This is a genomic window from Humibacter antri (assembly GCF_054777235.1).
On sequence record NZ_BAAHAW010000002.1, the window covers coordinates 176,408 to 191,506 of the forward strand.

Sequence of the window (15,099 nt, forward strand, 5' to 3'; positions counted from 1 at the left end):
CGAAGAGCGGGCTACGGGGTAGGCGCGGGGGTGCGGTGCATGCCACGCGATCGCTGCACCCGCTTACGAGCGCCGGTGACGTTGATTCGCCAACGCACCATCTCAACACTGACTTGGTACAGGCGCGCTGTTCTCTCCATATTTTCGCCTCGGCGAAGAGCAGCCAAGACGGCTTGTTCCGTCAGGAGCAGAGCTCCTGCCATGTACTGTGCCTCATCCTCCATGACCTGATCCCAGTCACGAAGGCCGGAATCATCGAGGGCCGGTGTCGGCTCGTGAAGCAGCAGCCCGTGGGAAAGCTCGTGGCTGACGTCACTGCGTTGCCGTGCGGGGCTGTTCGAGTCGTTGAAGACGATGTGTCGGCGCGTGCCGTGGAACACAGTGACCGCGGATAGTGCATCAGGTTCGTCATCGAGGAGATACTCGGCACCCCCAGCGCTCCGGCCGCGGAGCGTAGACAGCGCGAAGACGGGGATCTCGAGGCTGGCAGCAAGTGCAAACGGGTCGAGGGCATCGAACGGTCCGAGCCCTTGCTCGGCGCGAACCTCCGTCGCCAGATCCGTCACATGCTTCTTGACGAAGCCAGCCGCTCTACTCATCTGCCTTGGAACTCCTCATCGCCTCGTACGTGCTCTTGATGACGGATTCCATGGCCTCTGCAGCCTTAGGTGTGAGGTGCTTGTCCGCTCTCAGATAGGTCGAGATCATCGCCATCGTCTCGGGAGCGGGTTCCGTCGACTCTCGACGGACGTAGTCGTCGGAACTCAATCCGCTCCACACCGTGAGTGCAGCGAGCCCATCAATGTCGGGGCGCCGGCCCTGAGCCATGCGGGTAAGCGTGGACGCGCTGACACCAGACTCGGCGGCCACCTGCTTCCAGTTCAAGTTTCGGGACTGGCGCGTCTGGTTCAGAGCCGCGTAGAACGCGTCGGAGTCGAACGTGCCGGCTGCCATGGATGCCTCCAGTTGCGAGTGTGAAATCAGAATGCTATCGTCGAATCAGCAATTCGACTTTCGCAATCGTGAGTCTCATTCTAAACCAGAAAGGGTCGCCATGACCATCGCAGAATCACCTCTCCACGAGGCCAAAGCCCACCAGACGGTCACCATCACCATGAACAGCCGCTACCGCGTGGTGCTCGACGGTGCCAAGCAGACCGGACTCGAGATCAAGAACATCGCGATCGCGCAGGGCGTTCCGATCAAGCCCGACTTCCTTCTCTCGCACAAGGTCGGCAAGAAATACAAGCCGGTCGCGGACAACGAGCAGGTGCACGTCAAGGACGACGACGAGTTCCTCGCTGTTGACGGTGACGACAACTCATGACCGGCGCGACCACTACCGCGATCGCCGAAGCCATCGAGGAGCTACGCGCGACCTTTCCGGAAACGGAGGTTGTCGTCGAACCCGACGGTGCCGGCGGCGCCTGGGTCACGATCAGCTCCGTCCCGATGGGCAGCGCCTTCCTGCAGTCGGAGTCCTGGATGGCGTTTCAGCTGACCTTCCCCTATCCCGAGGCCGATGTGTACCCCTTGTTCGTGCGCGCAGACCTGGTGCGTCGAGACGGCGCAGCCCATGGTCAGGGGTTTGCTGCAACGACGTGGGGTCCGCGCGGTGAGGCTTGCACACAACTTTCCCGTCGCAGCAACCGCCTGGACCCCGCAGTCGATACGGCCGCGACCAAGGTACTCAAGGTGATCCAGTGGCTGGAGCAACAGTGACTGCCAACTGGTCGGTCGTGATGACCGGGAAACAGTGGCGGAGGCTGAAGCGCCACCTGTTCCCCGGCGATCGCGGCGAACATGGCGCCGTCCTCCGATGTGGGATCGCGCGAAGCCCGCGTGGAAACCGGCTCCTCGTGAAGGCAGTCGTTCCCGCGATCGACGGGATCGACTACATCCCGGGCAACAGGGGGCACCGACGGCTGCTGCCGGAGTTCGTCGCGAACAACATCAGCGCATGCGCTGAAGATGGTCTCGCATACCTCGCCGTCCACAATCATGGGGGTACGACGACTGTCGGCTTCTCCGGTACCGACATGGCTTCGCACGAGCGCGGCTACCCATCGCTCCTCGACATCAACCGCGGCGTGCCCGTCGGTGCCCTGGTCTTCGCGCGCGAGGCAGTAGCGGGCGACATCTGGACGGGTGACGGCAAGCGTCACAAGCTGAAGCATCTTCGCATCGTGGGTCGACATCAGCAGACCCTCACGGCCGAGCCGCTACCGGAGTCGGTCGCCGACCCGAGTTTCGACAGGCAGGCGCGGATCTTCGGCGACCGCGGGCAGGCGCTGCTCAGCGGATCCCGAGTCGCTATCGTCGGCCTCGGCGGCGTTGGTTCTCTGGTCTGTGAATACCTCGCACGGCTCGGCGTCGGCGAGCTCATACTCATCGACCCTGACAGAATCGACCCCACCAATCTTCCGCGCGTTGTCGGCGCGCGTCGGTGGGAGGCGATGACCGCGTTGCGGCGCGACAGCATGCCGGCATGGATGCAGCGACTTGGTGAAGTGGTCGCCGCGCGTAAGGTGCGGGTCGCGGCACGAGTCGCTCGACAGGCATCGCGTCGAACGAGGGTATCGCCAATCGCTCGGTCTGTGATGGAGCCGGACGTGGCAGCGTTGCTGACGGACTGCGACCACATCTTCCTCGCGGCAGATTCCGCGCTTGCACGCCGGCTGGTGAACTCTCTCAGCCATCAGTACCTGATTCCCTTCACTCAGGTCGGGTCGAAGGTCTCCACGGCGGACGGCACGGTCGTTGACATCTTCTCGGTGGTGCGCATGAGTACCCCAGGAAGTGGCTGCCTTCAGTGCAACGGGCTGATCTCCCCGGCAAAGCTCGCGGAGGAGGCAACGACTGAAGCTCAGCGCAAGCGGCAACGCTACGTCGACGACAGTGGTGTCCACGCGCCGAGCGTGATCACCTTGAACGCGGTTGGTGCGGCGAGGGCCGTTGACGACTGGCTGATGAGCCTGGGCGGGTTTGTCGGCACGGACGTCGGCGACAACCACTGGGTCGCCTATCATCCACTCGCAGACCTCGCACTCGAAACAGATCCTGGGAGTCACGAAGATTGCCTCCATTGCGGACCGTCTCGTTTCGCGATGGGGGACGCGATTGCGCTGCTGGCAGCGCCCCACAAGACGGTGACGTGATGCACTTACTCCGGTGTCTGTGCCCGGGGATAGACTCGCGTTCTCACTCGAAATACGCGGATGCCGCTGTGGGCTCTGCCACACTGAGTGCATTCGGGAGGCGACATGGCTGGCAGCAAGTCTCATATCGACCGTCACGTACTCGTGCCGCCGAAGGGGGTTGAGCCGCATTGGCAGGTGAAGATCGCTCAGGCGCGTCAAGCGAGGGACCTCTCGACGAAACTTCGGCAGGGGAAGCAGGCGAGCTTCCGACCATCAGTGGGGCGAGCGGGCTGACGGCCGCCCGGACTCCCCTTTTCTACGCCCGCCACGCCGAGCGCTACGCGCGACAGAACCTCATTCGCGCGTACGAGGAGATGGTTGGGTGCAATCTCATCGTGATGATCGACCAGATCTTCCCTGAGAACCTGACGTATCTGGAGGAGTTGCTCACAGATTGTGAGCCGGATCGACCCCTTCATGTCGTGATCGCCTCCCCGGGTGGCGATGGCGAAACGGCGATCAGGATGGTTCGGGCAATGCAGGCACGCTGCACGGAGCTCGTAATGATCGTTCCCGACATGGCGAAGAGCGCGGCGACCCTGATCTGTCTCGGAGCTGACCGGATCGTCATGGGGCCGAGTGGTGATCTCGGGCCGGTGGACCCGCAGTTTCAGCTGGGCAATGGCCGCGGCCTCGGAAGCGCGAAGGAGATCGTGGCGGCGATCGATGAGGCCGAGTCTCGTATCAAGCAGAGCCCCGAGACCTTCCCGCTCTTCGCGAGCCTGCTCTCAGATGTCAACATGCTCATGGTGGAGCAAGCGCGAAGCGCGCTAACGCGGACGGGTGCGATGGTCTCAGAGGCTCTCGCGGCAGCCGGCCGAGATGAGCAAGAGGTAGCGACGCTGACGGAGAAGCTCCGAGCACCGCTGATCGACGACCCAGCGAGTCATTCGGCCGTGATCTCCGCTGAAGCCGCCCATTCATTCGGCTTACCCGCAGAGTCCGTGGACCACCGCTCGGATGAGTGGAACGTGGTGTGGCAGCTCTGGACTCGATACTTCCTACTCGGATGCTTTCCCGTTGGGCGGACCGCAGTCTACGAAGGCAAGCGTGCAAGCCACATCATGAATCCTGGTCAGGTCGCGGCTTGACCTTCGCGCTGACTGAGTGAGTGACCTGAACCCTGAGTTGACTCGGGGCCCTCGGTAGGAATTCGCCATCTTCCGCGGAATCTGGAGTTGAAACCGCCGCCAAGTACCGCGCATTCCCCGGTGTTCTCCGCCATCTTCGCTCGGAACCTACAGTTTGTGACGGGTGACTGACTAGATTGTCTCCCCGCCACTTAGATTGTCCCGTTCGGCGATTGGGACAATCTAAGTGGCGGAATCGGCCAGGTCTGGGTGGGAGTAACCAGTCTCTCGATTGCGGCGCGTTCCATTCCTCAGCGTCGCAGAGGCGCTGCACGGCGTCTCATACGAGCAGTGTGCGGCGGTCGCCGCATCGGTGATAACGGCATCGTCGTCTACCGAGGCGCGCGCGAGCGCCCGGGAGCTGGTCAGCTGACGAACGGTCCTCGCCGTGATGACTGGACGGCTGGCCTCACGCAGGCCGAGCAGAGCGGGCTTGGCCAGTGCGCTTATCCGAGATGGCGGGCTCGGACGATGAATGATCCAGTCATTGCGCGCGCGGCGTCTCGCGCTTGCTCCCATCGTTCGAGGCTGGGGTTGACGAGACCGAATCGATCGACCAGTCGGTCTACGACCAGGCCAGTCACGTTGAGGACCGTCATGCAGTAGTCGATCAGTTGCTGGTCGTTCATGCGTAGTTTCATGGCCTCGAAGTCGAGAAAATTGGCCGCAGCCCAACCCACCCCATGTGCTGTCGCCGAAAGCTCAGAGTAGGCTCCGGCGCCGTCGTCTGAAACCTCGTCGAGGAGACTAATCGCAAGACGGGAGTAACCGATGTTGTCGAGTGTGATGTCGAGATCCTTCGCCCACTCCCTGATTAGTCGACGGTATTCATCGACCGGATGAGTGGGCAGTTGCTCTACCGGGAGCCGCCGCATGCTGGTCCCGAAGCGTTCCGGGTAGACCAGTTCAGAGTGCTCGAGCGAGGCCACCCGACCGACCACCGCGGTCGGCGTATCGGGACCGAGCACCCAGAACACCCGCCCGTAGGCTTCCACCGCGGCACGTGCGACTGCCGCTAGCGGCACGGATAAGGAGCGTGCATTTCTGGACAACTCGTAAAGAGCGAGGCCGTTCTGCACGCCGGCTTGACAGCCAAGGGTGACGATGGAGCGGAGCATCTGACCCGGCTTGTTCCCGTTCCAGCTCGGAGTTGAGCAGATCGGCGAAGACATGACCTGCTCCACCCAACTCCCAGGTACTGGCGCAACGTGTGCGAGATTGTCTGTGGTGCGCTCGGCAGCCTTCAACATCCGCAACAGTGCGCTGAGCATCACCCGGCGGTGGTCAGCGCGCATCTGTGTCACGCGGGGTCCCTTCTTGCTCTAGTCACGGACGACGCCGACCCTAGGAAGCGAGTACCAGACCCTAGGGTGTACATCGGTAACCCTAGGGTGTATGGTCGACCATGTCTAGCGCGCCTAGCTCAAACCGACCTAGTCACCGCCTAGCCGGATCGGAGTAAATCATGAGCAGCGGCAATCGACCCCTGCAGTTTCTCGGCGTTGGTAACCTCCTCGACCGCGAGTATCGGAATAGCCCCGCATACCAGTGGGGCCGCGAGCTCGCCCGGAACGGGATCGAAGCAGACGCCAAGACGATCCGATTCGGCGTCGAGTGGTGCGGTGTGGAAGCCACGGGCACGTACCGCATGCAGTACAGCGATGACGGTCACGGGATGACGAAGGACGAGCTGCGGAGCTACATGAGCACGCTCGGCAGGGGCGGCAAGATCGTCGGCGGCGCCCACGACAACTACGCGCTCGGCAGCCGCATGACACTCCTTCCGTGGAACCCCTACGGTGTCGTCGTCATCTCCGTGGTCAACGGCATCGCCTGGATGGTCAAGATGATGTTCGACGCTGACGCGGCGGATGGTGAGGGCGAGTACGTCCTCGAAGAAATCGAGTGGACCGACGACCAGGGCTCAGGAGACCGTGCCACGGTCTACCCCACGTACCACGATCCCGAACTGGGTTTCGACTGGGCGGAGACGATCCCGGACTTCATCACGAAAGCCGGACACGGAACGACGTTCATCCTGCTCGGCCGCCACGCCGCCGACGACACGTTCGACGGTGACGCGGAACGAAACGAGCGGCACCGTTACCTTGGTCGCAAGTACTTCAACGCTCGCTTCTGGGAACTCCCCGAGGGCGTCACACTCCAGGTCATGGAGATGCCCGAGAATCGCGCCGACTGGCCGAAGTCACGGGCTGAGTCGGGCAAATGGCAAAACCGGACTGTGCGAGGCGGCCACTCGCTGATCGAGTACGCCAAGAAGGGCGCCGACGACAACTTCGTCGCGGCCAAGGGCACAGTGACCCTCAGTGACAAGACGAAGGTGCACTGGTGGCTGCGCACGGAACCCACGGTCGAAACTGGAGGACTGGGCGCGAAGTCCGGGTACATCGCAGTGCTGTATCGCGGTGAGCTCTATGGGCAGGCCGCCGCCGACCAGGAGGACGGCGATCTCCGGCAGGGAGCTGCGGCGTTCCGCAATTTCGGCATCGGATCTGATGCGGTGCGTCGCAAGGTCTTCCTGATCATCGAGCCCCCCGAGTACGACGAGCTGACCGGCGCCCCCGGCGTTGCGCCTTCGACGGGACGCGCAGACCTGTACTGGATGGGGGCCGGGCTTTCATCGCGTTCGGTCAAGCCGAGCGACTGGGCAGGGGAGTTCGGTGAGAACCTTCCCAAGGAGATCTACGACGCGATCAACGACGAGTTCCAGTCCCGGGACCCCGACGACGATCGGGAGCAGCGTCTGCAGCGCGTCCTGGATCGTTTCGCGAAGCGGTGGAAGGCACCTCGCGCGCGCGTGCAGACCAACGGGACCGACACCACGACGACCGCCGCGACCCTGGGCACACCACCACGGGAACCGATCGACAGCCCGACTCCACGCCCACGCAAGCCCAAGGGACCCAAGAAGGTCGTGGTCGGCCCTCGTTCCAGCGGCCCGACATTGGGACCGGTCGGAGTCGGGGGCACACCGGCGAAGACGACGACCGCGGCCGTTGGAGTGCCCGGCTGCCGCTGGGTGACGCAGGACGACATCGCTGACCCGGGGATGATGGCGGCCTGGCAGCCCGGATCAACTCCGCAGTACCCGAACGGTTGCATCGAGATCGCGGCTGACCATCCCGTGATCCGAGGACAGATCGAGTACTGGCAGAGCCAGTACACGCCCGCAGTCGCGCATGACATCGAGAAGATCGTCAAGGACGTATACGAGGAGGTCGCGCTGGCGAAGGTCTCGCACATCCACGCACTGGGCACCCTGTTCGCGGAAGAGAAGCGCAACGAAATGCTGATGAACCCTGCGCTGACGACCTCACTCCTGGGCATCATCGCGGAAGACGCGGTGATCGGGCCGCGCACCGGCAAGCTCGGCACCAAGCGTCGCCCGAAGGGGTCCGAGCACGACGAGGATGAATCGATGCTCGAAGTCGAGGCCGCATCCTAAGCGCCCCACCAGCACGTCTCCAAGGAGGGCGGCGCACTCACGTCGGCATCACCTGCTGAACGCGATGCGCCGCCCCCTTCTTGGCGCAGTACGACCGGATGCGGCCCGATCGCGTCGCGCAAACCAGCCACAGCGGCGAGCTGCACAAGATTGTCGGAGGGGTCAAGCTAAACTCGGGGAGCCCGGCGCCGATGGGCCCAGTTCTCCTCGGATCGCCACGCCCGAATTGGCATTTGTGCCCTGACCCGACGGAGGTTGCCGCGATGACAGATGTCGCGACGATCAGCGCCGACGAACAGGTCGAGACGCTCTCAGTACGTGAAGCGTATACGACTGACCACGGCACGATGTATCAGGGGACGATCGAAGCGTTCCTCGATGAACATGAGGACGAGCTTGCCGGCACCGTGCAGTTGGTGTTCTTCTCGCCACCGTTCCCGCTGAACCGTAAGAAGGCGTACGGCAACCTCGATGGCGATGCGTATCTCGAGTGGCTGAAGGAGCTCGCTCCGCGACTTGCCCGGCTGCTGAAGCCCAGCGGGTCCCTCGTCATGGAGCTGGGCAATGCCTGGGTTCAGGGGAAGCCTGCAATGTCTCTGCTTCCTCTGAAGGCATTGATGGCGGTGGCAGAGGGAGCGGAGCTCAACGTCTGCCAGCAGTTCATCTGTCACAATCCGGCACGCCTGCCTTCTCCGGCTCAGTGGGTGACGATCGAACGGATTCGGGTCAAGGACAGCTACACCCACGTCTGGTGGATGGCGCCGGATGAGAAGCCGGATGCCAGCAACACTCGAGTCTTGCGCGAATACAGCCCGGCGATGCAGAAGCTCCACGAACGAGGCAACTACAACGACGGACCGCGTCCGTCAGAGTTCGTGATCTCGCCGACGTCCTTCCTGGCGAAGCACGCGGGGGCGATTCCTCCGAACGCGCTCGAATTCGGCGAGGAGCCCGATGAAGACAAGGAGTTCGGGGAGAACTTCCTTCGGATGGCGAACACTGCATCGAACGATCCCTACAGTCGCTACTGCCGCGACTACGAACTCAAGCGGCATCCTGCGAGGATGCCTGCAGCGCTCCCGCGGTTCTTCATCAACATGCTGACGAAGGAGGGCGATCTAGTCCTCGACCCGTTCGGCGGCAGCAACACGACCGGTGCAGTGGCCGAAGAGCTTGGACGAGAGTGGATGGCGGTAGAGCCGAACTTCGACTACATCGAGGGGTCGAAGGGTCGATTCGAGGTATTCCGTGCCGAGCGGGCAGCCCAGGCCCGTATCATCGATGCGGTCGATCACCAGGCGCCTTGAGCGATCTGAGTCGCTCTGGCGTGCTGCTCGCGGTCCTGCTTAACCCGCCGTCAAGCACCACTGGTGTTCGCACGAGGAACGCCGTCAACCTGGCTGGAGAGGTGCTGGGCTTCCATCGGACCGAGATCGTCAATCTGACGACTGTGGCCACACCGACAGTGCTTGAACTGAACCAATTGTCAGCTGACGTCTGGCTAAACGCTCGTCCAGACATTTCTGAGGGTCTCGCGCGGGCTTCCGCCCTTTTGGGAGGGTGGGGGACAGCTGGGCTGTCGGGCGTTGCGCGGGCGGCCCGCGCGAGTCAAGTCGAATGGCTCATCCACGCCGCTCGTGAAGTGGGCATAGAGGAGATCTGGACGGTCGGCGGACGCCCGAGACATCCATCTCGTTGGCACCAGTATGTCGCGGAGAAGCATGGCAGAACTTCAGAGGGGTCGTTCTCGCAGAAACTCAGTCAAGTGATGACGAGGCTTCCCCTCGATTCCGCCACCCGGATCGGCTGATACTTCAGCCGGAACTTGTCGGCGACGCTTGAGAACTGGTCATTTCCGACGCTTGAAAAGTGATCAGTTGCGGGCAGTCTAGCCAGGTGTTTCGTCTGTGGTGGTGCGGATGCTGGGGAGGCTGTCGATGCCCCTGCCGCGGAGCCGGTAGCTCGCTCCCTTCAGTGTGAGCACGTCCGCGTGGTGAACGATCCTGTCGATCATCGCGGCCGCGACGGCCTGGTCGCCGAACACGCCGCCCCACCCGGAGAACGGCAGGTTCGAGGTGAGGATCAGCGACCCGTGCTCGTATCGGCTGGAGACGAGCTGGAAGAAGAGGTTGGAGGCGTCTTGCTCGAACGGGAGGTAATCGACTTATGCCGAGACCGCGGTTATGCCGAGCATTGTTGCGGCAGCCTGGCCGGCCGCCTGTTGTTGGCGGGGCGTGAGCGCGCGGTGCGGTCCTGAGTGTCGGCATAGTTATAGGGCTTCCAGGAACGCGAGCAGCTTGTCCGGGGCGCGATATCGGCCTTGTGGTGCGTCCTGAGGCGCGACCTTTTGCAGGGCGCGTTCTTTGATCGCGAGGTCTGCGTGGAGGTAGGCGTTGGTGGATCGCACGTCCGCGTGGCCGAGCCAGAGCGCGATGACGGTGGTGTCGACTCCGCCGTGCAGCAGATTCATCGCCGCGGTGTGTCGGAAGACGTGCGGATGGAGCCTGCGCCCGGCCAGGCTAGGGCAGGCTGCAGTGGCGCGGGCGGCGTAGAGAATGATCCGGCGTTGCACGGCATCGGGGCTGAGTCTCTTGCCACCTCGGGTGGTGAACACGGGTTGGTCCGGTGTGGCTTGCCGGTCGTGGATGAGCCAGCCGGTGAGGACGTTCTGCACGGTGTCGTCGAGTGGGACGGCCCGGTGCTTTCTGCCTTTGCCTTCGCAGCGCAGGTTCGCCCCGGTGCCGAGAGTGATGTCGGCCCGATTCAGGCCCAGCAGCTCGGAGAGTCGCAGCCCGGTTTGGATCGCGGTGAGGATCAGGGCGAAGTCGCGCCGGCCTTCCCAGGTCGAGCGGTCGGGTGTGACCAGCAGCGCCTTGGTCTCGGTCTCGTTCAGGTAGGTGATGGTGGCTTTCTCGAACCTCTTGGCTGGGATAGCGAGGACCTGCGCGATCGTCGCAGCGTGCTCGGGGTGCAGCAGGGCAGCGTAGGAATAGAGCGACCTGATCGCGGTGAGCCTGGCATTGCGAGTGCGGATCGTGTTGCCCCTGGCCTGCTCGAGGTCGTCGAGGAAGTCGCCGATCAGCTGGGCGTCCAGTTGTGCCCAGTCCAGCCGTTCCGGCGAGGTCCCGGTCTTCTTCTTGGCATAGGCCAGGAGGAGGCGGAGGGTGTCACGGTATGCGGCGATGGTGTGTGAGCTGGCGCGCTTCTGCCTGGCGAGACGGTCGGTGAAGAACGACTGCAAAGTGGCGGAGATCCTGGTCATTCCGGGATCACCGCCCCGATGATTGGTTCGAGCCTGCCAGCGGCGTGGGCGAGCAGCTCCGGGACGGCCTGGAGGTACCAGTACGTCATCCGCGGTTCGCGGTGGCCGAGGTAGGTGGAAAGCCGGGGAAGCAGTCCGGCCACGTCCTGCCCGTCGCGGTACCAGCCCAGCAGCGTCGTCACCGCGAACGTGTGTCGCAGGTCGTGGATCCGCGGCCGCCGCGGGGCGCCGGCTCCGATCCCGGTCTCGGCACGCAGGTGGTCGAAGACGCTGAATACCGACTCATAGATCAGCCTGCGCCCGGTGCGGGAGACCAGGAAGCTCGCGTTGCCCTCCTGGGGTCGGAACTCCGCCCGCTGCTGCCAGTAACTGGTCAACGCCCCGGTGGTCGAGGCGTGCACGGGAACATGCCGCGACTTGCCGAACTTCGACTCACGGATTGTGAGCACTCCGGCGTCGAGGTCCACGTCCTCGAGATCCAGCTGCAGCACCTCGCTCACTCGCATCCCGGTAGCTGCCAGCAGCCCGAACAGCACCGTGTAGGTCGTGCTGTCCCGGCCGAACCGGAGCCGGCCGGCCGCCTGAAGCAGCGTGGCAATGTCCTGCTTCGTGTAGATGTACGGGGCTTTCCATCTCTGCCGGGAGGGGACCAGCCCGTGCGGCGGGATCTCGGTCGCGGGATCAATGCCGGAGAGGTAGCGGGCGAAGCCGCGCACCGCGGTCATCCGGCACCCCGGCACGGTGCTGTCCGGGCCAACTTCCGGTTGCTGAACCCATTCCAGTGCGGAGCGCACCGTCACCGTGTTCTGCCCGGTCGCGTCCATCCACGCCACGAACCTTGGCAGCAACCGGGCGGGCTCGGCGAGCTGGTGACCGAGACCGCGGCGCAGGGCGAGGTAATCCGCCAGAGCCGATTCCAGGCCGGTCACTGGAGGACTCCCGGCCACGGCTTCGCGACCTGCCGTAGCGCGTCGAACTCGACTTTCGCATAGAGGGCGGTCGTGGCAAGGTCCTGGTGCCGCAGCACCTGGCTGATCTGAATGATCGGCACCCCGGAAGCCACCATGCTCGTGGCCAGGGCGTGCCGGAGCCGATGCGCACCCATGTGCTGGATCCCGGCGCGGATGCAGCCGCGCTGGACGACATCCCCGACCAGGTCAGCACGGATCGGACGGATCGGCGCCCGGCAGGTCAGGAACACCTCCCGACACTTCGAAGTCGGCCGCCCATCCCGCAGATAGCCCACGATGGCCTGCCCCACCTCGGCCGGCAACGGCATCCGGTCGATACGGCGCGCTTTCCCACGGACCTCGATCTCCCCAGTGCGCCAGTGCACGTCCTCAAGACGCAGCCGGGCCACCTCGATCGAACGCAGCCCCAACCGGGCCAGCAGCAGGAGCATCACAACGTCGCGCCTGCCCATCGGGGTCTGCTGGTCGCAGCTGTCCACGAGCTTGCGGATCGACTCCGACGGCAGACTCTTCGGCAGCCCGGTATCCCGCCACCCCGCCACCGGCGGCACCGACGCCGCCAACTGCCTCTGTGCGCGGCCGGTGGCGAACAAGAACCGCAGCAGACTGCGCATCTCCGCGACCCGCCCCTTCGCCGCCCCGACACTGCACCGGCGCGCCTCCTCCAACAAGAACGCGTAAACCTCGCTCCCGTCGAGACCCTCAACACGTGCGCCAGCCTCCCGACCGCGGAGGAACATTCGTGCCGTCCTGCTGTACCGGATCACCGTCGCCGACGCCAGGCCCCGTTCCTGCACCAGCCAGCTGCGGTAGACAACCAGCAGCGCCTCGAGCGGATCGAGCTCCACCTGCACGGGCTGGGCAGCAACCCCCTGGTGGACGAGGAACTCGAGCACCTGCAACGCGTATCGACGCTCATAGACAGGGCGCGGCCGATCAACGGTACGAAACGCATAGAACTCCTCGACACGCTCGGCATCGAGATCGGCAGCGGTGAGGTCCCGGGCAGCCATCCACCTGCCCAGACGGCCCAAAACGATCAACTTCTCCCGCACCGTCGACGGCGGATAACCACGCTCAACCAGCTCTGCGCGATACCCCTCGACGAACGGGGCAAGCACGGCAGCCTTACGGCGACTACCAGACATGACAAAGGCTCCAATCCAGGGCACCATGCCCTGCGATCGAAGCCTCAACCCTCACCCGAAACTATGCCGATCCGATCAGCCCGCAACGTCGCAAAGGGCGCCACGCTCAGCGGGACACCTCGGCATAATCGCGGTCTCGGCATAAGTCGATGATGATCAGCCCGTAACGGCGCAGCCTTGCAAGTTCGCGAGGCAGGTTCCCCTGTCGGTGCGCGTCGGTGAGGCGGGTGACCCAGTCGGTCGCGGTCGCGAACAGCACCCGGTGTCCGTGCTGTGCGGCGACGATCCCGAGCGCAGTGGCCAGGTGGGTCTTGCCGGTTCCGGGTGGGCCGAGCAGCACCACGTTCTGCGCCTGGATGAGGAACCCGCCGGAGGCCAGAGCGGCGATCTGCTGCCGGGCGGTGGGTTGCGCGTCCCAGTCGAAGTCCTCCAGCGTCTTCCGGGCGGGGAAGCCCGCCGCTTTGATGCGCAGCTCGGCGCCAGAGGCGTTTCGGGCTGAGACTTCGCGTTCCAGGACGGCGGCAAGGTAGTCCTCGAACGACCAGCCCGCGTCCCGGGCCTGGTCGGCCATCCGGCCGGCGGCTTCGGTGATCCGTGGTGCCTTCAGCGCGCCGGCGAGATAGGTGATCTGCTTCACCGATTCGGTGGTGCTCTTCGTGGCGGCCATCACTGCAGCCCGCCGTCGATGAGACCGAACGCACGGTCGTAGTCCGCGAGATCACGGATCAGATCGTTCCCGCCCGCAGCGGCGATGCGGTGCTGCTGGAACTGCTTACGCAACTGAGCCGCGATCTCCACGTGGGCAGGATCGGTGACCGTTGTCCCGCGCGCCCAGACCCGGGCGTGGTCGGCGACGATCCGCCCGTCGGCGCGGACTTTCACCCGTTCCAGGTCGGCGCTGACGTCGACCATCCGTCCAATGACAGCGGGGTCGACGGAGTAGTCGTTCGTGTCGAGGCGGACGTAGTAATCCCGGCCCAGCCGGATGTTGTTGCGCCAGCCCAAGTGCAGCGGGATCGGCGGCAAACGGCAGCATCGCGGCGCGATCCGCTTCCACCCGTTCGATCGGCGCCGCACCGGTCGTGCGCACCACCCGCCGGTTCGCTCGATCCAGCCAGTCACCGAACTGGAGAGTGAAGTCTTCCGGCGACAGGAACGACCGGCGCGGCATGAACGATGTCTCGAACCAGCCCTTGCGGCGCTCCACGACCCCCTTGGACTCCGGGTCCCGTGGCGGCAGCAGCACCAGCTTCGTGGCCAGCGTGCCCATGAACGCCGCGACGCCCTGCGCGGGGCGATGCCCCCGCCCGATCCCGGCCTCGTTGTCCCAGATCAGCCGCCGCGGCACCCGCCCCAGCTGCTGGATCAACTCCCACGACGCCAGCAGCAGATCCTCCATCGTCCGAGTCGGGATCATCCGCGCGACCATGAATCTGGAGTGCGCGGCCGTGATCACCAGCACCGGCAGCAGCTTGCTCGTCCCGTCCTCAAGCGGGATCTTCTTCGGCGGGAACCACAAATCGCACTGCGCCGCATCACCTGGGTCCCACGTCAACCGATCCGCCGGGTCGATCGGCCGGAACTGCGGCCGCAACCGCTTCACGTTCTCCCGGAACCACGTGATCGACCCCGACCAGCCGACCCGCTCCGCGAGCACCGTCGCCGGCGTATCGGGCGTCTCCGCAAGCAGCACCCGCACCCGCGATTCGAACGCGACGAACGACGACTCCGTCGCCACCCGCTCATACCGCGGCGGCGACTCCGACCGCACCGCCTTCAACACCGTCGTCCGAGAGACCCCCAGCCGCTCCGCGATACGCGCCTTCGGGACACCCTCCGCAGCCAGCCTCCGAATCAGCGCCCAGTCCTCCAAGGTGATCACTCTCCAATCGTGATGAGTGACCACTTTTCACCGCCGAAAC

General features: G+C 64.5%; 12 protein-coding genes and 3 pseudogenes. 6 read left to right on the forward strand and 9 right to left on the reverse strand.

The window, feature by feature from the left end:
* Positions 1 to 11: 11 nt before the first annotated feature.
* Together ACYVDK_RS01520 and ACYVDK_RS01525 are read right to left on the reverse strand one after the other, a co-directional pair.
* Positions 12 to 599 (reverse strand): ImmA/IrrE family metallo-endopeptidase, encoded by a 588-nt coding sequence (locus ACYVDK_RS01520; protein WP_460516915.1) that lies wholly within the window; start codon positions 597 to 599, stop codon positions 12 to 14.
* A complete protein-coding gene (locus tag ACYVDK_RS01525) occupies positions 592 to 954 on the reverse strand; it encodes a helix-turn-helix domain-containing protein (protein WP_460516918.1) in 363 nt (120 codons plus the stop codon). The genes ACYVDK_RS01520 and ACYVDK_RS01525 overlap by 8 nt, the downstream gene beginning before the upstream one ends.
* 100 nt (positions 955 to 1,054) lie before the next feature.
* Here ACYVDK_RS01525 and ACYVDK_RS01530 point away from each other — a divergent pair, with 100 nt between their 5' ends.
* The 4 genes from ACYVDK_RS01530 to ACYVDK_RS01545 all read left to right on the forward strand — a co-directional run bounded on the left by ACYVDK_RS01530 (position 1,055) and on the right by ACYVDK_RS01545 (position 4,291).
* Positions 1,055 to 1,327: a hypothetical protein gene (locus ACYVDK_RS01530; RefSeq protein WP_460516920.1), complete on the forward strand. Its 273-nt coding sequence runs from the start codon at positions 1,055 to 1,057 to the stop codon at positions 1,325 to 1,327.
* Entirely contained in the window at positions 1,324 to 1,722 is a 399-nt protein-coding gene (locus tag ACYVDK_RS01535) for a hypothetical protein (protein ID WP_460516923.1), read from the forward strand. The genes ACYVDK_RS01530 and ACYVDK_RS01535 overlap by 4 nt, the downstream gene beginning before the upstream one ends.
* Positions 1,723 to 1,859: 137 nt before the next feature.
* Positions 1,860 to 3,158, forward strand: coding sequence for a ThiF family adenylyltransferase (locus ACYVDK_RS01540; protein ID WP_460516925.1), 1,299 nt, complete (start codon positions 1,860 to 1,862; stop codon positions 3,156 to 3,158).
* Between the two features lie 380 nt (positions 3,159 to 3,538).
* The gene (locus tag ACYVDK_RS01545) at positions 3,539 to 4,291 is read left to right on the forward strand and encodes an SDH family Clp fold serine proteinase (protein WP_460516927.1); all 753 of its coding nucleotides are present in this window, start codon (positions 3,539 to 3,541) and stop codon (positions 4,289 to 4,291) included.
* 485 nt (positions 4,292 to 4,776) lie between these two features.
* Here the strand turns inward: ACYVDK_RS01545 and ACYVDK_RS01550 are convergent, their stop codons facing one another.
* Positions 4,777 to 5,634 carry a hypothetical protein gene (locus tag ACYVDK_RS01550; RefSeq protein WP_460516930.1) on the reverse strand — a complete coding sequence of 286 codons (858 nt, stop codon included), beginning with the start codon at positions 5,632 to 5,634 and terminating at the stop codon, positions 4,777 to 4,779.
* A 161-nt stretch (positions 5,635 to 5,795) separates the two neighbouring features.
* Here ACYVDK_RS01550 and ACYVDK_RS01555 point away from each other — a divergent pair, with 161 nt between their 5' ends.
* Both ACYVDK_RS01555 and ACYVDK_RS01560 read left to right on the forward strand, forming a co-directional pair.
* Positions 5,796 to 7,796, forward strand: coding sequence for an ATP-binding protein (locus ACYVDK_RS01555; RefSeq protein WP_460516933.1), 2,001 nt, complete (start codon positions 5,796 to 5,798; stop codon positions 7,794 to 7,796).
* An 80-nt stretch (positions 7,797 to 7,876) separates the two neighbouring features.
* Positions 7,877 to 9,103 carry a DNA-methyltransferase gene (locus ACYVDK_RS01560; protein WP_460516936.1) on the forward strand — a complete coding sequence of 409 codons (1,227 nt, stop codon included), beginning with the start codon at positions 7,877 to 7,879 and terminating at the stop codon, positions 9,101 to 9,103.
* 581 nt (positions 9,104 to 9,684) lie between these two features.
* Here the strand turns inward: ACYVDK_RS01560 and ACYVDK_RS01565 are convergent.
* The 6 genes and pseudogenes from ACYVDK_RS01565 to istA all read right to left on the reverse strand — a co-directional run.
* A pseudogene (locus tag ACYVDK_RS01565) lies at positions 9,685 to 9,960 on the reverse strand (ATP-binding protein); the annotation flags it as partial.
* Positions 9,961 to 10,065: 105 nt separating this feature from the next.
* On the reverse strand, positions 10,066 to 11,058 hold the full coding sequence (locus ACYVDK_RS01570) for a tyrosine-type recombinase/integrase (protein WP_460516939.1): 993 nt from the start codon (positions 11,056 to 11,058) through the stop codon (positions 10,066 to 10,068).
* Positions 11,055 to 11,987, reverse strand: a complete 933-nt coding sequence (locus ACYVDK_RS01575) for a site-specific integrase (protein ID WP_460516942.1) — start codon at positions 11,985 to 11,987, stop codon at positions 11,055 to 11,057. Before ACYVDK_RS01575 ends, ACYVDK_RS01570 begins: the two co-directional genes overlap by 4 nt.
* Positions 11,984 to 13,150 carry a tyrosine-type recombinase/integrase gene (locus ACYVDK_RS01580; protein ID WP_460516945.1) on the reverse strand — a complete coding sequence of 389 codons (1,167 nt, stop codon included), beginning with the start codon at positions 13,148 to 13,150 and terminating at the stop codon, positions 11,984 to 11,986. Before ACYVDK_RS01580 ends, ACYVDK_RS01575 begins: the two co-directional genes overlap by 4 nt.
* A 172-nt stretch (positions 13,151 to 13,322) precedes the next feature.
* Positions 13,323 to 13,844 (reverse strand): annotated as a pseudogene (locus ACYVDK_RS01585) (ATP-binding protein); the annotation flags it as partial.
* Positions 13,844 to 15,059 (reverse strand): annotated as a pseudogene (gene istA / locus ACYVDK_RS01590) (IS21 family transposase). The pseudogenes istA and ACYVDK_RS01585, both read right to left, overlap by 1 nt.
* Between the last annotated feature and the right edge of the window lie 40 nt (positions 15,060 to 15,099).